This window comes from Leifsonia sp. NPDC102414 (assembly GCF_044765685.1).
In the GTDB taxonomy this organism is placed as follows: Bacteria; Actinomycetota; Actinomycetes; order Actinomycetales; family Microbacteriaceae; genus Leifsonia.
In genome coordinates this window covers 737,382-755,974 of sequence record NZ_JBIWKN010000002.1, presented here as the reverse complement: position 1 = coordinate 755,974, position 18,593 = coordinate 737,382, and the positions used below count along the sequence as shown (strand labels likewise).

The 18,593-nt window shown below is 68.6% G+C and carries 21 protein-coding genes; 10 read left to right on the top strand and 11 right to left on the bottom strand.

Annotation, left to right across the window (positions count from 1 at the left end; all coding sequences use genetic code 11):
• Positions 1 to 3 precede the first annotated feature (3 nt).
• A complete protein-coding gene (locus ACIRCZ_RS12085) occupies positions 4 to 1,023 on the top strand; it encodes an NADPH:quinone reductase (protein ID WP_402853320.1) in 1,020 nt (339 codons plus the stop codon).
• A gap of 30 nt (positions 1,024 to 1,053) precedes the next feature.
• On the opposite strand, the gene ACIRCZ_RS12080 is transcribed toward ACIRCZ_RS12085, so the two are convergent.
• Genes ACIRCZ_RS12080 through ACIRCZ_RS12070 form a run of 3 tightly spaced genes read right to left on the bottom strand, consistent with a single transcriptional unit; the run spans position 1,054 to position 3,457 of the window.
• Positions 1,054 to 1,719 (bottom strand): SRPBCC domain-containing protein, encoded by a 666-nt coding sequence (locus ACIRCZ_RS12080; protein ID WP_402853317.1) that lies wholly within the window; start codon positions 1,717 to 1,719, stop codon positions 1,054 to 1,056.
• Positions 1,707 to 2,099, bottom strand: coding sequence for a helix-turn-helix transcriptional regulator (locus ACIRCZ_RS12075; protein ID WP_055896928.1), 393 nt, complete (start codon positions 2,097 to 2,099; stop codon positions 1,707 to 1,709). The genes ACIRCZ_RS12080 and ACIRCZ_RS12075 overlap by 13 nt, the downstream gene beginning before the upstream one ends.
• A 32-nt stretch (positions 2,100 to 2,131) precedes the next feature.
• The gene (locus ACIRCZ_RS12070) at positions 2,132 to 3,457 is read right to left on the bottom strand and encodes an MFS transporter (protein WP_402853314.1); all 1,326 of its coding nucleotides are present in this window, start codon (positions 3,455 to 3,457) and stop codon (positions 2,132 to 2,134) included.
• A gap of 90 nt (positions 3,458 to 3,547) precedes the next feature.
• Here ACIRCZ_RS12070 and ACIRCZ_RS12065 point away from each other — a divergent pair, with 90 nt between their 5' ends.
• The 5 genes from ACIRCZ_RS12065 (at position 3,548) to ACIRCZ_RS12045 (ending at position 6,205) form a co-directional block, all read left to right on the top strand.
• On the top strand, positions 3,548 to 4,096 hold the full coding sequence (locus ACIRCZ_RS12065) for a TetR/AcrR family transcriptional regulator (protein ID WP_055896933.1): 549 nt from the start codon (positions 3,548 to 3,550) through the stop codon (positions 4,094 to 4,096).
• Positions 4,097 to 4,160: 64 nt separating this feature from the next.
• Complete coding sequence (locus ACIRCZ_RS12060; RefSeq protein ID WP_235500530.1) at positions 4,161 to 4,931, top strand: AzlC family ABC transporter permease; 771 nt, start codon at positions 4,161 to 4,163, stop codon at positions 4,929 to 4,931.
• The gene (locus ACIRCZ_RS12055; RefSeq protein WP_055896935.1) at positions 4,928 to 5,233 is read left to right on the top strand and encodes an AzlD domain-containing protein; all 306 of its coding nucleotides are present in this window, start codon (positions 4,928 to 4,930) and stop codon (positions 5,231 to 5,233) included. The genes ACIRCZ_RS12060 and ACIRCZ_RS12055 overlap by 4 nt, the downstream gene beginning before the upstream one ends.
• A gap of 85 nt (positions 5,234 to 5,318) precedes the next feature.
• Positions 5,319 to 5,717 carry a hypothetical protein gene (locus tag ACIRCZ_RS12050; RefSeq protein WP_402853308.1) on the top strand — a complete coding sequence of 133 codons (399 nt, stop codon included), beginning with the start codon at positions 5,319 to 5,321 and terminating at the stop codon, positions 5,715 to 5,717.
• Entirely contained in the window at positions 5,714 to 6,205 is a 492-nt protein-coding gene (locus tag ACIRCZ_RS12045; protein WP_055896939.1) for a DUF6328 family protein, read from the top strand. Before ACIRCZ_RS12050 ends, ACIRCZ_RS12045 begins: the two co-directional genes overlap by 4 nt.
• Here ACIRCZ_RS12045 and ACIRCZ_RS12040 read toward each other — a convergent pair.
• A complete protein-coding gene (locus ACIRCZ_RS12040; RefSeq protein WP_082581505.1) occupies positions 6,195 to 6,872 on the bottom strand; it encodes a GntR family transcriptional regulator in 678 nt (225 codons plus the stop codon). The genes ACIRCZ_RS12045 and ACIRCZ_RS12040 overlap by 11 nt on opposite strands.
• A gap of 144 nt (positions 6,873 to 7,016) precedes the next feature.
• Here ACIRCZ_RS12040 and ACIRCZ_RS12035 point away from each other — a divergent pair, with 144 nt between their 5' ends.
• Positions 7,017 to 7,673, top strand: coding sequence for a GntR family transcriptional regulator (locus ACIRCZ_RS12035; RefSeq protein WP_402853305.1), 657 nt, complete (start codon positions 7,017 to 7,019; stop codon positions 7,671 to 7,673).
• Between the two features lie 204 nt (positions 7,674 to 7,877).
• Here the strand turns inward: ACIRCZ_RS12035 and ACIRCZ_RS12030 are convergent, their stop codons facing one another.
• The 6 genes from ACIRCZ_RS12030 to ACIRCZ_RS12005 form a co-directional block, all read right to left on the bottom strand.
• Complete coding sequence (locus ACIRCZ_RS12030; protein WP_402853302.1) at positions 7,878 to 8,501, bottom strand: hypothetical protein; 624 nt, start codon at positions 8,499 to 8,501, stop codon at positions 7,878 to 7,880.
• A gap of 105 nt (positions 8,502 to 8,606) precedes the next feature.
• Positions 8,607 to 9,698, bottom strand: coding sequence for a sugar-binding protein (locus ACIRCZ_RS12025; protein WP_055896950.1), 1,092 nt, complete (start codon positions 9,696 to 9,698; stop codon positions 8,607 to 8,609).
• Between the two features lie 72 nt (positions 9,699 to 9,770).
• Positions 9,771 to 11,114 (bottom strand): multiple monosaccharide ABC transporter permease, encoded by a 1,344-nt coding sequence (gene mmsB, locus ACIRCZ_RS12020; protein WP_055896955.1) that lies wholly within the window; start codon positions 11,112 to 11,114, stop codon positions 9,771 to 9,773.
• A complete protein-coding gene (gene mmsA, locus ACIRCZ_RS12015) occupies positions 11,114 to 12,661 on the bottom strand; it encodes a multiple monosaccharide ABC transporter ATP-binding protein (RefSeq protein ID WP_055896958.1) in 1,548 nt (515 codons plus the stop codon). Before mmsA ends, mmsB begins: the two co-directional genes overlap by 1 nt.
• Positions 12,662 to 12,793: 132 nt before the next feature.
• Positions 12,794 to 13,984, bottom strand: coding sequence for an ROK family transcriptional regulator (locus ACIRCZ_RS12010; protein ID WP_055896960.1), 1,191 nt, complete (start codon positions 13,982 to 13,984; stop codon positions 12,794 to 12,796).
• A 106-nt stretch (positions 13,985 to 14,090) separates the two neighbouring features.
• On the bottom strand, positions 14,091 to 14,438 hold the full coding sequence (locus ACIRCZ_RS12005; RefSeq protein WP_055896962.1) for an L-rhamnose mutarotase: 348 nt from the start codon (positions 14,436 to 14,438) through the stop codon (positions 14,091 to 14,093).
• A 72-nt stretch (positions 14,439 to 14,510) separates the two neighbouring features.
• Here ACIRCZ_RS12005 and ACIRCZ_RS12000 point away from each other — a divergent pair, with 72 nt between their 5' ends.
• On the top strand, positions 14,511 to 15,386 hold the full coding sequence (locus ACIRCZ_RS12000; protein ID WP_402853298.1) for a fumarylacetoacetate hydrolase family protein: 876 nt from the start codon (positions 14,511 to 14,513) through the stop codon (positions 15,384 to 15,386).
• Between the two features lie 17 nt (positions 15,387 to 15,403).
• Positions 15,404 to 16,153 carry an SDR family NAD(P)-dependent oxidoreductase gene (locus ACIRCZ_RS11995; protein ID WP_402853295.1) on the top strand — a complete coding sequence of 250 codons (750 nt, stop codon included), beginning with the start codon at positions 15,404 to 15,406 and terminating at the stop codon, positions 16,151 to 16,153.
• A gap of 103 nt (positions 16,154 to 16,256) precedes the next feature.
• On the opposite strand, the gene ACIRCZ_RS11990 is transcribed toward ACIRCZ_RS11995, so the two are convergent.
• The gene (locus tag ACIRCZ_RS11990) at positions 16,257 to 17,549 is read right to left on the bottom strand and encodes an enolase C-terminal domain-like protein (RefSeq protein ID WP_055898846.1); all 1,293 of its coding nucleotides are present in this window, start codon (positions 17,547 to 17,549) and stop codon (positions 16,257 to 16,259) included.
• 141 nt (positions 17,550 to 17,690) lie between these two features.
• Between ACIRCZ_RS11990 and ACIRCZ_RS11985 the strand changes: the two genes are divergently transcribed.
• On the top strand, positions 17,691 to 18,587 hold the full coding sequence (locus ACIRCZ_RS11985; RefSeq protein WP_402853290.1) for an arginase family protein: 897 nt from the start codon (positions 17,691 to 17,693) through the stop codon (positions 18,585 to 18,587).
• Positions 18,588 to 18,593 lie beyond the last annotated feature (6 nt).

Sequence of the window (18,593 nt, the reverse complement as noted above, 5' to 3'; positions counted from 1 at the left end):
GACATGAAGGCTGTCACTTACACCTCGACCGGATCATCGGATGTGCTGCAGTACGGCGAGCGCGACGAACCGCACGCCGGACAGGGCGAGGTGCGGGTGCGCATCCACGTGTCCGGCGTGAACCCCACCGACTGGAAGTCGCGCAGCGGCAGCGGCGCCGGTGAGCTCGCCCGCGCGCAGGTTCCCAACCAGGACGGCGCAGGCGTGGTGGACGAGGTCGGCGACGGCGTGAACGGCCTCAGCGTCGGCGACAGGGTCTGGGTGTGGGATGCTGCATACCAGCGCGCCGACGGGACAGCGCAGGAGCTCGTCGTGCTGCCGGAGCGCCAGGTCGTGCCGCTGCCACAGGATGCGTCGTTCGACCTCGGCGCGTCCGTCGGCATCCCAGCGCTCACCGCCCACCGCGCGCTCACCGTGCACGAGGGAGGGCCGGCAGAGCTGTCGCCCGGCGCGCTCCACGGGCGCACCGTCCTGGTCGCCGGTGGAGCGGGCGCGGTCGGCCACGCAGCCATCCAGCTCGCGGTGTGGGCGGACGCGACCGTGATCGCCACGGTCAGCAGCCACGAGAAGGCCGAGCTCGCCAGAGCGGCCGGCGCCCACCACGTGGTCAACTACCGCGACGGCGACACGGCCCAGGCGATCGGCGCTCTCGCCCCGCGCGGCGTGGACATCGTGGTCGAGGTCAACCCGGCCGCCAACGCGGAGCTGGACGCGCGGATCGCCGCCCCGAACGCATCCATCGCCGTCTACGCGGACTCCCCCGGCGAGGCGACCGTCGCCATCCCGGTGCGGCCGAGCATGGGCAAGAACCTGCGCTACCAGTTCGTGCTCACCTACACGACGACCCCCGCGTCGAAGGACGCCGCGGTGCACGCAGTGGCGGCCGCCATCGCGGACGGCGCGCTGCCGATCGGCGCGGAGCACGGTCTGCCGGTGACGCGGTTCCCGCTCAGCGAGACGGCAGCGGCGCACGACGCCGTCGAGGGCGGCATCGTCGGGAAGGTGCTCATCGACGTGGCGTGACGGCCCCGTCGCCGATCAGGGCCGATCCGGTCAGGCTTCCGGCGCCTGGCCGGTGTAGAAGCCGTAGGTCGCGTCGGCGTTCCTCGCCGCCTGCTCCCTGTCCGCTCCGGCGGCGACGTGCGCGGCCGCCCAGCGGTCGGCCACGGCACGAGTGAACGCCTTGCCGTCGTCGGAGAGCGCCCAGGCCTCGCCCTCCTTGGGTGAGATCGCGCCGTCGAGACCGCCGAGGTTGAGAGCGAGGCCGACGAGGGCCTGATCCCAGCCGACGCCTGTGGCCCCTGGACCGAACGTCTCCCACATCCCGGCGGGAACATCGGCGACCAGGGCGGAGTGCTCCAGCTCGAACCGCGTGCTGTCCTCCGTCACGGCCGTGAGCCGCACGGTGACCCAGGTGACCCCTCCGCCGAACTCCCAGGTCACGCGGTACTCGGCGCTGCCGTCCGCCGGCGGCGTGCAGGACAGCACCTCGCCTCCGGCGTTGCCGGTGAGCTGGTATCGGCCGCCGAGGCGGAGGTCGCCGGAGACGGGGAGGAACCAGCGGGCGATCCGCTCTGCGGTCGTCGTCGCCTCCCAGACATCGTCGATGCCGGCCGGATACTCCTGGCCGATGGTCTGGATGCGCGTGGGAGCGCCATCGACCTCCTCGGTGCGCAGACTCCGGGTGACGGCGTCGATCTGCGGGGTCACGTCGACCATGATTGCTCCTCCTCGAGGTGTGCTGGATCATCGGAATGCGCGCGCTCGGCGGCCAGGCGGCGCTCACGTCCGCCCCTCGCCAGTTCGGTGCCGAGAGCCGCGAGCGGGCCGCGCCAGAAGCGCTCGAACGGACTCAGCCAGTCGTTCGCCTGCTGAAGTCCGTGCGGGTCGACCGCGTACAGCCTGCGGGTGCCCTCCGGACGGACGGTCGCGAAGCCATGCTCCCTGAGTATCCGCAGGTGCTGCGACACCCCCGGCTGGCTGATGCCGAACTCCTCCACGATGACGGAGGAGAGGCGTCCTGCCGACTCCTCTCCCTCCAGGAGGAGTTCGAGGATTCGCCGCCTGACCGGGTCTCCGAGAACGTCGAACGCGTGCATGGACCCAATTGTTGCGTTGCTTCTTATATAAGTCAAGCCTTAATAATGGAGGCGGGCGACGAGCTGCGCACACGGGCCCGCCCCGCCTGGACCACCAACGCCACGGCGGCAGCGAGCGCGATCGCCGCCGCGTATCCGAGCGCGGTCGGCAGGAGACCGACGACGCCGATCAGCTCGCCGGCGATCAGGGCGGGAACGCCGTACGCGATGTAGCTGACCAGGAAGATGCCGGCGAACAGCTCTGCGCGCTGGTTGTTCGGCGCGAGCGGTGCGAGCATCCGGAGCATCGAGGAGAACCCGGCGCCGAAGCCTGCGCCCGCGATGACGGCCCCGGCGAACAACAGCCAGAGCACCGCGAAGGCCATACCGGCGGCTGCGACGGCGATGCCGATCACGATGGCGACCATCGAGACGATGGCGGTCCTGCGTGCTGGCGCACGGGTGAGCAGCAGTCCGGCCGTCGCGCCGACCGCGGGCGGCACGGCCACGATGGCGCCGTTGAGCAGCCCGCTGTCCAGGTGGAAGACCCCGCTCAGGATGGACGGGGAGAGGCCGATGAACAGGCCGGCGAGCATCCAGGTGGATGCGAAGAGCGGGATCGCGCCGACGAACTCGGCCCGCGCCGCGCGCGGGATGACCAGACGCGGGATGAGCGAGCCGAGCGCTCCCGGCCGTCGCGTGACGGTCTCCCTCACACCGAGCACCACGAGCAGGCCCGCCACGAACAGGACCACCAGCGAGACGAAGACGATGGTGGTCGGCTGCGGCACGAACTGCACGGCGAGGCCGGTGAAGAATGCGCCGAGCGCGATGCCGCCGACCGGTGCCGTGCTGCCGATGGTCGCGCCCAGCTTCTTGTGCCGTTCTGGCGCGAGTTCCACGATCGCGGCCGTGAAGGTGCTCATGGCCGCGCCTGTCGCCACTCCCTGCACCGCGCGGGCGGCGATGATCCAGCCGATGTCCCTCGCGAAGAGGAACATCAGCATCGCGACCACCTGCAGGGCGAGAGCGCCGATCAGCACGGGTCGGCGGCCGATGTGGTCGGAGAGCGAGCCGGCGACCAGCAGCGTGACCAGGAGGGTGATGGCGTAGATGGCGAACGCGACGGTGAGCAGCCACGGCGCGAAGCCCCACTCATGCTGGTAGAGCACGAAGAGCGGACTCGGAGCCCCGACGGCGAGGGCGACGGCCACGAACGCCAGCGAGGTGCCGACGAACGCCGGCATCGGGCGCAGCCTGCGGCGCGCGCGGCCGGTGTCGGTGCGGCCGGCGTCGGCGCGGCCGGCAGAGCCCGCCGGGTCCACTGCACGGCGGATGCGCGCGACGGAGGCGGTGCTGGTCTCTTCTGCTGTCGTCATGATTCCCTCCAAAAGCAAATCTGATTGCTTTAAGGATGCTAAACCCCCGCGCCCTTCAAAAGCAACAAGATTTGCTTTAAGCTATTCCGTATGGAGACAACCACCCCGAAGCGCACGGGGGGACGCAGCGCTGCGGTCATCCACAGTGTCCGGACCGCCGTCGAACAACTCATCAAAGAACGCGGGCAGGATCGCGTCACCGTGCCGATGATCGCCGAGCGCGCCGGCGTCAACCCCACGAGCATCTACCGCCGCTGGGGCGACCTCCCCACCCTCATCAACGACATCGCCACCTACCGGCTCGACCCGGAGCGTCCGCTTCCGGCGAGCGGCAGCCTCAGGGAAGACCTCACGGTCTGGGCCCGCGAGCTGGTCAACCACTACCGCAAGCCGGTCAATGCCGCACTCCTCCGCGGTGGGGCGGGAGCCGCGGGAGAGTCGACCTCCGACTGCCTGCGCAACCGGCGCGAAGAAGCCACGATGTTCGTGGAGCGTGCCGCCGACGTCGGGCTCACGGTCGACGACATCGTCGACACCGTCGTCGCCCCGATCGTGCACCGCACGATCTTCCAGCCGTGGCGGCTCACCGACGACACCGCCGACGAGCTGGTCACGCGACTCTTCCGCCTCGCCGACTGACTCGACCTGGATGCGGTCGCCCGCGGCCTCCGCAGGTGGCGTCCCAGCCGCTAGGGTCGGGAACGTGAGTCGGGAACCTGGCCAGGAGGAGCGGGGCGGAGCGAGGCGGACCGCCGCGGAACGCGCCGCAGCACGCTCCGGCTGGGCCGTCGGCATCGCCACGGCCGCGTACGGCATCTCCTTCGGAGCGCTCGCCACCGCATCCGGGCTGGACGTCTGGCAGACGTGCGTGCTGAGCCTGGTCATGTTCAGCGGCGGCTCCCAGTTCGCGCTGATCGGCGTGCTCGCCTCCGGCGGCGTCGCCGCCGGAGGGTCTGCGATCGCGGGGGCGGCCCTGCTCGGCGTGCGCAACTCGTTCTACGCACTCCGCCTCTCCCGCATCATCGGACCAGGCTTCTGGCGGCGCACGGCCGCGACCCAGCTCACCATCGACGAGTCGACAGCCGTGGCGACCGCCCAGCAGGAACCGCGGGCGCAGCGCATCGGCTTCTGGACGACGGGCCTGGTCGTCTACATCGGCTGGAACATCACCACGCTGGCCGGCGCCCTGCTCGGCAACCTGATCGGCGACGTCAAAGCGTACGGCCTGGATGCCGCTGCCGCCGCGGCATTCCTCGGCCTGCTCTGGCCGCGGCTCAAAGCACGACAGACCCAGGCGGTAGCGGTCGCGGCCGGGTTCGTCGCCACCATGCTCACCCCGTTCCTGATGCCTGGCCTGCCGGTGCTCGCCGCAGCGGCGGTCGCGATCGTCGTCGGCGTGCTGAACCTGTTCGGTCGCCGCAGCGATCCCCCGCGCCCTGAGGCGATCCCGATGGAACGCGAGGTGGAGCCGTGACGACCTGGAACATCATCCTGCTCGCCTCGATCGCCGTGCTCGCCCTCAAGGCGGTCGGCTGGCTGGTGCCGCCGAAGGCGCTCGACCACCCGACGGTCGCGCGGGTCAGCGACCTCCTCACCGCAGCGCTGCTCGCCGCTCTCATCTGTGTGCAGACGCTGGGCGTCGGTCAGGCGCTGCAACTGGATGCGCGGCTCCCCGCCGTCGCGATCGCCGCCGGCCTCTACGCCCTCCGCGTCCCCTTCATCGTGGTCGTCCCCGCCGCAGCCGTCGTCGCCGCCCTCATCCGCCTCCTCACCTGACCGGCGCCAGCGAGCCGGCAGGGTGTCGGAGGCGCTTCGTATGCTCAGGACGCAGCGGGCCGGGCTGCGGACCAGAAGGAGAGCAGTGGGCGCGTGGCACCCGGTGACGAACGCGCAGGCGAACGAGTGGGTCCTGCGTCAGGGGACGCTCGGCGCACCGTACGCCGTGGTCCGCCGGTTCGCGTTCGGCGACCCGAACCGTCCGGACGTGTGGTTCCGAGTGGTCACCTGGGCGCCCGCATCCACTGGTCGTGAGCTGATCGGCTGGTGCCGCTCCCTGGAGGCCGCCGCGGCCGCCGGCTGGGACTACCGGTGCGCGGAGGAGTCGTGGCGCCACCACCTCGCGGCCAAACGAGTGGATGCGGCCGCGATGGCGGACCAGCGCCCTCCCGCCTCCGAGCTCGTGCGGTTCTATCGCGCGGCATTGCGGCGTCGTCCGACCCGGAGCACGATGGAGCGGACACCCTCTGGAAGGCGAACATGAGCGAACCTGTCGACGTCGATCCCGCGGATGGCCGCAGCGAGAGCGCCTCTCAGCGGGCGGATCGGAACTGGGCGGACATCCTGCAAGAGCTGCGTGTGACGCAGACCGGCACGCAGATCATCAGCGGCTTCCTGCTGACGATTCTGTTCCAGCAACGGTTCGGGGAGCTCGACGGCTTCCAGGTCGGCTTCTATCTCGTGCTCGTGGTGCTCGCCGCCGCGTGCACGGCGCTCGGCCTCGCGCCGGTCGCACTGCACAGGCAGCTCTTCCGCCATCACGAGAAGGTGGAGACCGTCGCCATCGCGAACCGGCTCCTGCGCGCGACGCTGGCGCTGGTGGCGCTGCTGACGAGCGGCGTGGTGTTCTTCGTGTTCGACGTGCTCCTCGGCCCGGTGGTGGGAGCCATCGTGGGAGGGGTCGTCCTGGCCATGCTCGTGGTGCTGCTCTACGTGTTCCCCCGTGCGACGCTCGGGCGCGTCAGTCGATGACGGCCGCCGTGCGGTCGAGGATCGCCGCCACGTCGGCGAGCACGGACTCGAGCATCCCGATGGCAACACTGTCACCGGACGCGACCGCCTCCGCGAAGTCGAGCACTCTTTCCCTGTCGAGGATGCTCGCGGCCGACGGGGTGAGGTAGAGGTAGCGCAGCACGCGCAGGTGGACCGTCTCGATGGCCTCGGCCAGCACCTGGTTGTCGATGGACGCCAACGCTATGAGCAGCACCCGCTGGAAGATCTCGATGGGCGACACGCCTCCATCACGCTCCAGGCGGCCGGCGACCAGTCGCAGCTCCAGCTCGTCGCCCTCCGTGCGCAGCCTCAGAGCCTCGGCGAGCGCATCAGGGTAGAGCTTCTGCAGCACCAGGACGGCCCCGGCGATCTCTTCGTCGATCATGGGCGCGACGCGGGTGAATCTGTTGGGCGCGGTCGTGACCAGGCCAAGCGGGACGAGCCGGCTCAGCGCCTCGCGGATGGGCGTGCGGGACACGCGCAGCCAGGCCGTGAGCTCGGCATCCTTCAGCCGCTCGCCCGGCACGAAGCCTCCATTCAGGATGCGGGTGAGCAGCACCTCGAAGACGTCGTTGCGCAGGAGCCGACGATCGGCGGTCAGCGCAGGCATACCGGTCGGAAAGCTCGAAGAATCGTCAATGGTCATGGGTTGGTCTGTTCTTCCTGTTCACGGATTTGCGGGAGAGCGGATGTGGCCCAGGGAACGGGTGTTATATTTCTATGTATATTTCCAGGTATATCATTGAGCATCTAAGCTTGACAACCTTTCATTTACCCGAAGGAGCCGGCTATGCCGATGCCGACAGACCACGTGGCCCGCGTTTCGCTCTCCGACGAGGCGTACACGCGCATCGAGGCGGCGATCATGAACGGCACCCTCGAACCGGGTGAGCGCCTCCGCGACCCCGATCTCGTGCAGTGGTTGGGAATCTCCCGCACACCGATCCGTCACGCCCTCGACCGTCTCCTCGACCAGGGGCTCGTCGAGATGGAGCGCAACCGCTACACCAGGGTCGCCGGTTTCGACATCGCTGGTGTGCGCCAGGCGATCGAGGTGACGGGCGACCTCTGGGCAGGGGCCGCCCTCCGCAACCGCGAGCGGTGGTCGGAGGACGAGCTCCGTCTGCTCGACGACAGCTGCGCCGCCCTGGTGGATGCCGCCCAGCAGAACGACACCGGCCTCTACGTCGAAGCTGTCGAGCACCTGGCCACCCTCTACGTGCGCGTCGAAGGCAACGCAGTCCGGCTGCGCACCATGGCCAACGTGATGCCGCAAGTGCGTCGCATCGCCCGCAAGCTCTCCGGCCGGGTGGATGCGGACGCCGTGCGCGCCTTCGCCATCCCTCTCGCGGAAGCGACGAGGAACGGAGACGGTGAAGCCGCTGCCACCCGGATCGGCGCGTACATCGCGCGCATCGGCGATGCACTCGACGCCCTGCAGAACTGACCACTGCTTCCGGGGGCTGCACGGTCAGGAAGATCCGTGCGGGCCCGGATGCCCCGCCCCTGAGCCCCTCATAACCTGGTCTCAGGCGTTCGACCGGGGGGACGAACTACCGGGGGGAAACACAGATCGAGGCCGGAGCGGCGAAACGCACCGGCCTCGATTCTTGTGTCCTGGTGCTCGCCGACGTCGGCACGCGCTGAATGCCTACCGCTCGACCACGAAGGCGACGTGTCGGCGGAGGACCGTCATCGCATCCCGGAGCGCCTTGTCGGTGGCGCAGCTCGCTTGCGCGACCATCCCGACCCCTGGGCCGGCGAACACGCGAAGCAGCGCAGCGTCGTGCAGGGTGACCCCGGAGTCGACGGGCGAGTAGACGATGCGCAGCACATCCATGGTGCTGCCTGCTCCGGAAGCCGCGGTGTCGTTCAAGGCGAGGACGGAGCCGGCGCGCAGTGCGCGGTTCTCGTGGAGATCGCTCGTCGCGTCGACGAGGGCGGCGCTGGAGCGGGCGTCGTCGTCGTCGACGACGTAGTCCTCGTCCGTGACGTCGAAGCGGTCGAGGCTGACGATGCATCCCGTGCCGCGCTGGCGGTACTCGATGTACGAAGCGTCCCCGCCCGGCTCGACCGTCCAGCCGGAGACACGGTCGAGGTCCGTGTAGAACGAGATCGCTCCTGCGTCCGCCTGGGTGAGGGCCGCGCCGTCTGCGAACGTCAGTGCCGACGGGCGGGCGCCGAGCCCCGAGACGCATCCGGTCAGCAGCACGGCGACGGCCACGGCAGCGCTGCACGCTGCGATGACCCGACGGGATGCGGTGGTCGCGAGCACGTCCTCCCCCTTCTACGCTCCCCATCCTCGCACGCACCGCGCGGGCCGAACAGCACGAAAGCCGGACCCCGAAAGGGGTCCGGCTTCGTGTGTCGCTGCTGGTGACTACTTGGTCAGCGGCTCAAGGGTCGGGTCGTTGGCGTACGCCTCCGCCGCGTTCTCCTTGGTCACGACGACCGGGGTGAGCAGGTAGGCCGGGACGACCTTGACGCCGTTGTTGTACGACTTGTCGTCGTTCGTCTCAGGCTTCTTGCCCTGCTGCAGGTCGGAGACCATCGCGATGGCCTGCTTGACCAGCGCGCGGGTGTCCTTGTTGATGGTCGAGTACTGCACGCCGGCCATGATCGACTTGACCGACTCGGCCTCGGAGTCCTGACCGGTGACGATCGGGACCGGCTTGCCAGCGCCCTGCACCGAGGTGATGATGGCGCGGGCCAGGGTGTCGTTCGGCGACAGGACGCCGTCGAGCTCCGTCGAGCCGTAGTTCGCGGCGAGCAGGGTGTCCATACGGGTCTGCGCGTTCGCCGGGAGCCAGCCCTGGGTGGAGGTCTGCTTGATGTCGGTCTGCTTGGAGACGACCGTCAGCGTTCCGTCGTCGATCTTCGGCTGCAGGATCTTCATGGCGCCGTCGAAGAAGACCTTCGAGTTCGCGTCGTCCGGCGAACCGGAGAACAGCTCGATGTTGTACTTGGTCTTGTCCGGGTACTTGGCCTTCATGCCGTCGAGCAGGGCCTGGCCCTGGAGCTCGCCGACCTTCTCGTTGTCGTACGCGACGTAGTAGTCGACGTTCGGCGTGTTGAGGATGAGGCGGTCGTACGCGATGACGGTCGCGCCGGCGTCGTGCGCTGCCTTGGCCTGCGCGGCGAGCTGGCCACCGTCGACGGCGCCGATGATGACGACCTTGGCGCCGTTGGTGATCATCGACTGGATCTGCGACTGCTGGTCGGAGACGCCAGAGCCACCGGCGTACTGGACGTCGCCCTTGAAGCCGGCGTCCTTGAGGCCGTTGGTGAACAGGTCACCAGCGAGCACCCAGTTCTCCGACGTCTTAGTCGGGAGGGCGACGCCGATCGTGGCGCCCTTGTCGAAGCCGGCGGCTCCGGTCGAGTCGCCTGACGAGCCACGGCTCGAGCAGCCCGAGAGGGCCAGCGCGGCGGCAGCAGCGACGGCCACTGTCGCGAGTGCGATTTTGCGCATGTGTGGATTCACTTTCTCTTGTTGAAGGTGGTGCAGGGATGGAACAGACGGGTAAGTCTTGGGGGGGGTTGGCTATTTGGTCAGGGAGCGCGAGCTCGCCTCGGCGGAGTCGGCGTCCGGCATGACCACGGGCTGGTCGGCGCCGATGGCGTCCGCGGCCTGCTTCTTGCCGCCGCCGAACATCCTGCCGATCAACGACGGACCTCCGCGGCGCTTGGAGTAGACGTCGATGCCGACGGCGATCAGCAGCACGAGGCCCTTGATGATCTGGACCTTGTCGGAGGTGACGCCGAGCAGCTGCAGGCCGTTGTTGAGGACGGCGATGACGAGACCACCGACGATGGAGCCCGCGACGGTTCCGATACCGCCGGAGACCGCTGCGCCACCGATGAACACGGCGGCGATGGCGTCGAGCTCCCAGCCGAGACCGTCCTGCGGTCCGGAGGAGACCGAGCGGGCCACCGCGATCATGCCGGCGAGAGCAGCGAGCACGGACATGTTCATCATCACGTAGAAGTTGATCCGCTTGATCTTCACACCGGACAACTCGGCGGCGTGCCAGTTGCCGCCGACCGCGTAGATGTGGCGACCGAAGATCGTGCTGCGCGTGATGAACGAGTAGAGGATCACGAGGACGCCGAGGATGATGCCGGATACGGGGAAGCTGGTGCCGATGCGACCGCCGGCGAACACGAACGCGAAGTAGATGACGACGGCATCGACCACGACGACCTTGAACACGCTGACCCACAGCGGCGCCTTCTCGGAGCCCATCTTGGTCTGGCTGCGACGGGTGCGCCACTCCATCACGGCGACGACGATCGCGATGATGAGACCGAGGAGCAGGGTGGAGTTGTTGTAGCCGAAGTCAGGTCCCCAGTCGGGCAGGAAGCCGCCGCCGATGAAGGTGAACCCGTCGGGAACCGGGATGGTGTTGGCGTTTCCGATGAACTGGTTCAGGCCGCGGAAGATGAGCATGCCCGCCAGGGTGACGATGAACGCGGGGACGCCGACGTATGCGACCCACCAGCCCTGCCAGGCGCCGATCACGACACCGATCAGGAGGCCGAGGATGATCGCGAGCGGCCACGGGACATGCCACTCCGTCATCGACTTGGCGACCACGATGCCGACCACCGCCGCCACAGAGCCGACCGACAGGTCGATGTGACCCGCGATGATCACCATGACCATGCCGATCGCCAGGATGAGCACGTATGCGTTCTGGTTGACCAGGTTGATCAGGTTCACGGACTCGAGCGTCTTGCCGCCCGTCGCGATCTCGAAGAACACGACGATGACGACGAGTGCGCCGAGGATGCCGAACTGGCGACCTGCGGACTGACCGCTGCCGAACATCTTGGCGAGGTCGCGGATACCCCCGGACTTCTTCTTTTCGGGAATCTGTGTGGTCATTATCGGGCAACCCTCTTCTTGGCGGATGTCATGCTTTTCAGGAGCGTTTCAGGGGTGGCCTCCGCGATCGGAAGCTCATTGGTGATCTGGCCCTCGAAGATCGTGTAGATGCGATCCGAGATGCCGAGGAGTTCTGGGAGCTCGGAGGAGATGACGACGACGCCCTTCCCCTGCGCTGCGAGCTGCTGGATGATGCCGTAGATCTCGAATTTGGCGCCGACGTCGATGCCGCGGGTGGGCTCGTCCAGGATGAGCAGGTCCGGGTCGGTGAACATCCACTTGGCCAGGACGACCTTCTGCTGGTTGCCGCCGGAGAGCGTGCTGACGCCGCGCTCCACATCCGGGGTCTTGATGCGCAGGCTCTTGCGGTACTCCTCCGCGATCGCGAACTCCTGCTGGTCGTCGACCACGTTGAAGCGCGAGATCTTCTGGAGCTTGGCGGAGACGATCGACTCCTTGATGTCGTCGAGGAGGTTGAGCCCGAGCACCTTGCGGTCCTCGCTCACGTACGCCATGCCGTTCGCGATGGCGTCGCTCACGTTGCGGACCTGGATCTCCTTGCCGTCCTTGTAGATCTCGCCGGAGATGAAGTTTCCGTACGAGCGGCCGAAGACGCTCATCGCGAGCTCGGTGCGCCCTGCGCCCATCAGGCCGGCGAAGCCGACGATCTCGCCGCGGCGCACGTGGAACGAGGAGTCCTTGACCACGAGGCGGTCGGCGACCTGCGGGTGCTGCACGACCCAGTTCTTCACTTCGAAGAACGTCTCGCCGATGTTGGGGGTGCGGTCGGGGAAGCGGCTCTCGAGCGTGCGTCCGACCATCCCGCGGATGATGCGGTCCTCGTCCACGCCGTCCGCCTTGACGCTCAGGGTCTCGATGGTGCGGCCGTCGCGGATGATCGTGATCTCGTCGGCCACGCGCTCGATCTCGTTGAGCTTGTGGGAGATCATGATCGAGCTGATGCCCTTGCTCTTGAGGCCAAGGATGAGGTCGAGCAGGTGCTGCGACTCCGCCTCGTTGAGCGCAGCGGTCGGCTCGTCGAGGATGAGGAGCTTGACCGACTTGTTGAGCGCCTTGGCGATCTCGACGAGCTGCTGCTTGCCGACGCCGATGTTCTTGATGGGGGTGTCAGGGTCGTCGCTGAGGCCGACGCGGGCGAGCAGCTCGGTGGCGCGGGACTTGGCCTCCCGCCAGTTGATGACGCCGCCGCGGCCCGGCTCGTTGCCGAGGAAGATGTTCTCGGTGATCGACAGCTCGGGGATGAGCGCCAGCTCCTGGTGGATGATGACGATGCCCTCGTGCTCGCTGGACCGGATGTCCTTGAAGCGCATCTCCTGGCCGTTGTAGACGATGTCCCCCGTGTACGTCCCATACGGGTACACGCCGGAGAGGACCTTCATCAGCGTGGACTTTCCTGCACCGTTCTCGCCGCAGATCGCGTGGATCTCATCGGCTTTGACGGTGAGGGAGACATCCTCGAGTGCCTTCACACCAGGGAACTCCTTGGTGATCGCGCGCATCTCCAGGATGACTGCGTTCGACGGCATCGTCGCTCCTTCGGGTTTGTTGCTCAACTGCGAACCATCTGCCTAAGTAGTAAACGCTAAAGTCAGGCTTGGCGTCAAACAGTGAACACAACAAGTAAATAACGGTCTTGATCCGGTGGGCAGGGTTCCGCGCTATTCGCGGCCGGCGAGAGACGCTTGGATCACCAGCGCGGCGGCCCCCAGGGACTCCGCCCGGTCGCCGAGCGACGACATCCGGACGGTGGTCGTCTCGCCGATCACCGGGATCGCGTTCTGCAGGATTCCGTGCCGGATCGGGTCGAGGAGCGCATCCCCGAGCCCGGCCAGCGGGCCGCCGATCAGGACCAGCTCCGGGTTGATCACGTTGGCGATGTTGGCGATGGCCTGGCCGATCGCCTGCCCGGCGTCCCCGACGACGCGGAGCGTCGCGGGATCGCGCTCGATGCCCTTGCGGAGGATGTCCTCCGTGGTCACCTGCGTTTCAGAGCCGCGGCCGAGGGACTCGATCATCACGGTCGTCGATGCGACCGTCTCCAGGCAGCCGCGGTTGCCGCAGCGACAGATCACGCCGTGCTCGGTGACCGGCGTGTGCCCGAGTTCGCCCGTGATCCCGAGGTAGCCGTAGTACGGCTGGCCGTTGAGGATGAGCCCGGCGCCGATGCCGGAGCCGATCTTCACGAAGATGAGGTTGCGGACCCCGCGGTTGGCGCCCCAGGTCACCTCCGCGAGCGCGCCGAGGTTGGCGTCGTTGTCGACCACGACGGGGAATCGGAAGGCGTTCTCGAGGTCGCGCAGGTTGACGCCGACCCACTCGGGGAGGATCGCGCCCTGCAGCACGGTTCCCGTCCTGCGGTCGATGGGGCCGGGGATTCCGACGCCGACGGAGAGGACGGATTCGCGCGCGGAGCCGTTGGCGACCAGCAGCCGGTCGATGAGCTCGGAGGCGGCGAGCAGGCTCGCATCCACGTCGTAGCCGAGGGGCAGGGCGATGCCCTCCTCCGCCAGCACCTCGTATCCGAGGGTCGCGAGCACCACGCGGACGTGGCGGCGCCCGAAGTCGACGCCGACGGCGATATCGCCGGTGTCGGTGAGCTGGACGAGCAGGGCGCGGCGGCCTCCGCTGTTGACGGGGCTGGTCGCGACCACGCCCTTCGCCGCCATGTCTCGCACGATGTTCGAGACGGTGGCGGTCGACAGTCCCGTTCCGCGCGCAAGCTCCGCCTGGGTGGCAGGGCCGTTGGCGAGGAGGAACTCGAAGAGCCGCTCCTGGTTCAAGTGCCTCAGTGCGCCTTGCGACCCGGGGTTGCGTGCGCCACGTACGAGAGAGCCCGAAGTGGCGGTCATGCGATAAGGGTGCAGGAGCGAACCCTTGTAGTCAAGTTGTGAACGTAACCCCACGGTTGGGGCACAAGGTCGCTTCAGGTTTCTCACGCAGCGGCACGCGGCCGACTCAGCGGGTGGAGGAACCCCGCGCATCCCGTTGCTGGGACAGGCTCCAGACCTCGCCGACGACCATGTCGGCCGGCCCCTCCCCTGTGGTCACGAAGTGGTCGACGTACGGGCCGATGAAGGCCTGCCAGCGGGCGTTCGCCTCGTCGCTGTCGAGTGCATCCATCGCCGAGGCGAAGTCGTCGCAGTCGACCAGGTGGAACAGATCGCGGCCGCTGCGCCAGATGGTCCAGTCGTGGATGCCGACGCGCGCGAACGACTCGACGAGGTCGTCCGGGATGGTGGCGTGGGCCTCCTCGTACCCGGCCTCGTGGCCTTCGCGGACGATGGAATGCAGTGCGACGCGCATCGGATTCTCCCTGGGGTTGGAATGCTATAGGAAATAGTAATAGGGTTCATGGGACGAGCGAAAGGACTCTCGATGCCCACTCTGCCGACCCAGCCGACCCGATTCCAGCGACTCGGCCAGCCAGGAGCGGAGATCCCCGTCGTCAGCGACGGCACGACGAGCTGGGACCTGCGGCCGATCACCGCCGACATCGACGGCGCGTTCCTCGCCTCCGACGGGCTGGTGCGCGCATCCGCCGCAGCGCTCGCGGGCGAACTGCCGACGATCGACCCGGCCGGGATGCGCGTCGGCGCTCCGATCTCCAGGCCGACCGCCGTCATCTGCATCGGGATGAACTACGCAGCACACGCACGAGAGTCCGGCGCGGAGCCGCCCACCGACATCGTCGTCTTCTACAAGCATCCGAACACCGTGGTCGGGCCGTACGACACCGTGCTCGTCCCTCCCGGATCGACCACCACCGACTGGGAGGTGGAGCTCGCCGCGGTGATCGGGAAGCGCGCGCGCTACCTGTCGTCGCCGGAGGAAGCACTGGAGTGCATCGCCGGGTTCGCCGTCGCGAACGACGTGTCGGAGCGCGAATACCAACTGGGGCGCTCGCTCGGCCAGTGGAGCAAGGGCAAGAGCTTCGAGACCTTCAACCCGCTCGGTCCGTGGCTGGTGCCGACCGCCGCGGTGGGCGACGGCTCCGGCCTCGGCATCTGGTCGACGGTCAACGGCGAGCAGCGCCAACGGTCCAGCACCTCCGACCTCATCTTCGGCGTCGCAGAGATCGTCTACCGGCTCAGCCGGTTCACGGTGCTCGAACCAGGCGACCTGATCAACACGGGAACCCCGGAGGGCGTCGGCCTGTCCGGCCGGTTCCCGTACCTCGCGCCGGGCGACGTGGTCGAACTCGGCATCGACGGACTCGGCGAGCAGCGCACCACCGTGCGCTCCGCCGACTGAGACAAGGAGAGACAACGGTGTCGCAGAACTTCGAAGGACTCGTGGCGGCCGTAACGGGCGGCGCATCCGGGCTCGGCAGGGCCATCGCGGACGAGCTCGCCTCCAGGGGCGCCAGGGTGTTCGCCCTCGACCTCGACGCCGCAGCGGTCTCCGCGCCGCTCACCGGCATCCGGTGCGACATCGGCGACGACGACTCCGTGCGCGACGCGATCGCGGCTGTGATCGCCGACGCCGGCCGACTGGATGTGGTGGTCGCCAATGCTGGCATCGGCGCGCAGGGCGACGTGCTCGCCAACGACGACGCCGAGTGGATGCGCGTGCTCAACGTGAACGTGATCGGCTCCGCCCGCACCATCCGCCACGCCCTCCCGCACCTGCAGGAGTCTCCGTCGCCCGCCGTGGTGCTGACGAGCTCGATCGCGGCGTGGGCCGGCCTCCCCCAGCGCGTCCTGTACTCGGCGTCCAAGGGCGCCGTTTCGGCGATGACCCTGGCGATCGCCGCTGACTGCCTGCCGCTCGGCATCCGCGTGAACGCGGTCGCGCCCGGCACGGCCGACACCCCGTGGGTGGGGCGTCTGCTCGACTCGGCCACCGACCCGGATGCGGAGCGCGCCGCCCTCGCAGCACGCCAGCCGAGCGGGCGCCTGGTGCAGCCGCAGGAGGTTGCGGAGGCGGTCGCCTACCTCGCCGCGCCGGGCTCCGCATCCACCAACGGCGTCATCCTCGCCGTCGACGGCGGCATGTACTCCCTGCGCCCCCGTCGCTGACCCCCCCGCCCCGAAGCATCGAGCCGGGACTTATGCACACGACACGCCGGTCGAGCGTATGCATAAGTCCCGGCTCGATTGCTTGGGACGGGGCTGAGGGGGGTCAGAGGGGGGCGGGGACGGCGAAGGTGTGGACGGCGAGGGAGGCGTCGAGCATCTGCATGCCGGTGCCGGGGGTGAGCGGGGCGCGGTAGCGGCCTCCGGTGACCTCGACCGGGGCGACGAAGTGCTCGTGGAGGTGCTTCGTGTACTCGATCATCCGGTTCTCCTGGCTGCCGGAGACGGCGACGAAGTCGAACATCGAGAAGTGCTGCACCGCCTCGCACAGGCCGACACCTCCCGCGTGCGGGCAGACGGGAACCCCGAACTTCGCTGCCAGCAGCAGGATCGCGATGTTCTCGTTGACCCCGGCGACGCGGGTGGAGTCGATCTGCACGATCGCGGCCGCCTGCGCCTGCAGGAGCTGCTTGAACAGCACCCTGCTCATCCCGTGCTCCCCCGTCGCGATCGGGACAGGGGCGACAGCGCGGGCGATCGCCGCGTGGGCGAGGATGTCGTCCGGGCTGGTCGGCTCCTCCACCCAGGCCAGGTCGAACGGCTCAAGAGCGCGGATCCAGTCGATGGCCTGGTCACGGTCCCAGCGCTGGTTCGCGTCGATCGCGATCCGGATGTCCGGACCGACGGTCTCCCTGGCGATGCCGAGCCGGCGCACGTCGTCGGCAAGGTTGTCGCCGACCTTGAGCTTGATCTGCTGGAAGCCCTCCTCCACGGCCTCGCGGGCGAGCCTGCGCAGCTTGTCGTCGGAGTAGCCGAGCCAGCCGGGCGTGGTCGTGTATCCCGGGTAGCCGAGCGCGAGCAGCGTCGCCTCCCGCTCTTCCCGACCGGGGACGGCGGCACGGAGCAGCTCCAGCGCTTCCTCGCGGGTGAGCGCATCGCTGAGGTAACGGAAGTCGACCAGGTCGACGAGCTGCTCCGGAGTCATCCTGGCCAGCAGCTGCCAGAGCGGGAGTCCTGCGCGCTTGGCCTTGAGGTCCCAGAACGCGTTGACCACGGCACCGATGGCCATGTGCATCACGCCCTTCTCCGGGCCGAGCCAGCGCAGCTGCGAGTCGTAGACGAACTCGCGCCAGAACCCGCCGAGGTCGTCCAGGATCTCCTCGACATCGCGACCGAGCACGCGGTGCGCCACAGCATCGATCGCGGCGACCTGCACATCGTTGCCGCGGCCGATCGTGAACACGAACGCGTGACCGTCATGGCCATCCACAGCATCCGTCGTGATCCGGAGATACGCAGCCGAATAGTCCGGGTCCGGATTCATCGCGTCCGAGCCGTCCAGCATGGCCGACGTCTCGAACCGGACGTCTCGAGTTTCGAATCCAGTGACGATGCTCACGCGCATCCCTTCCCATCCGTCGCCGAGCGCACCATCACGTCGGGCTTCCAACCAACATCCTATTGGATATAGGTAGACGTGCGCCAGTCGTTGCCCAAATCCGTCGGCGAGCCACGCCGCGGCGAGAGCAGGATGGAGCGCATGACAGCGAAGACACTCACCGTCATCGGGGCTCCCTCGAGCGCCGGAAGCTACGCGGCCGGCCAGGAGCAGGCGCCGCGCGTGCTGCGCGAGCACGGGCTCCTTGAGCGGTTGCGCGCGCGCGGCATCGCCGTACTGGACAGCGGGGACGGCCCGCTGCAGGTGTGGGCGCCCGACCGCGCGCATCCACTGGCCCAGAATGTCGGGCAGGTGGCGGAGTCGGTCCTCGCCGTCTCGGAGGCGACGAAGCGCGCGCTCGCCCAGACGGACGCGGTGCTCGTGCTCGGCGGGAACTGCCTGGTCACCCTCGGCGTGATGCGGGCACTCACGGAGCACGACCCTGCACCCGGCCTGCTCTACGCCGACCGCCACTCCGACCTCAACACCCCGGCCACCACCACGGACGGCGCGCTCGACTGGATGGGCGTCGCGCACCTGCTCGGCGTCGAAGGCGCGACGTCGGAACTGCTGGATGCGCTCGGCCGATCTCCGTTCCTCGCGCCGTCCTCGCTGCACCTCTTCGGCATCGACCCGGACGCAGCGACCCCCGGCGAGCGCCGCATCCGGGATGGGCTCGGGCTGACGATGACCACCGCCGATCAGCTCCGCGACGATCCAGCGGCGGCCGCACGCGCCGCCGTCTCGACACTCCCAGACGGCCCGCTCGCCGTGCACCTCGACGTGGACCTGCTCGACTTCACCGACGCGCCTATCGCCGAGGACACCGGCGGCCGCAACACCGGCCCGACCCTCGCCGAGGCAATGGATGCGCTCCGCGTCGCCACGCACGACCCCCGCTTCCGCGCCCTCTCGGTCGGAGAGCTCAACCCCACCCGTGCCGCTGGCGACCCTGCCGCGATCGACCGGTTCGCCGACGCGTTGGCCGGGCTGTTCTGAGCCAGG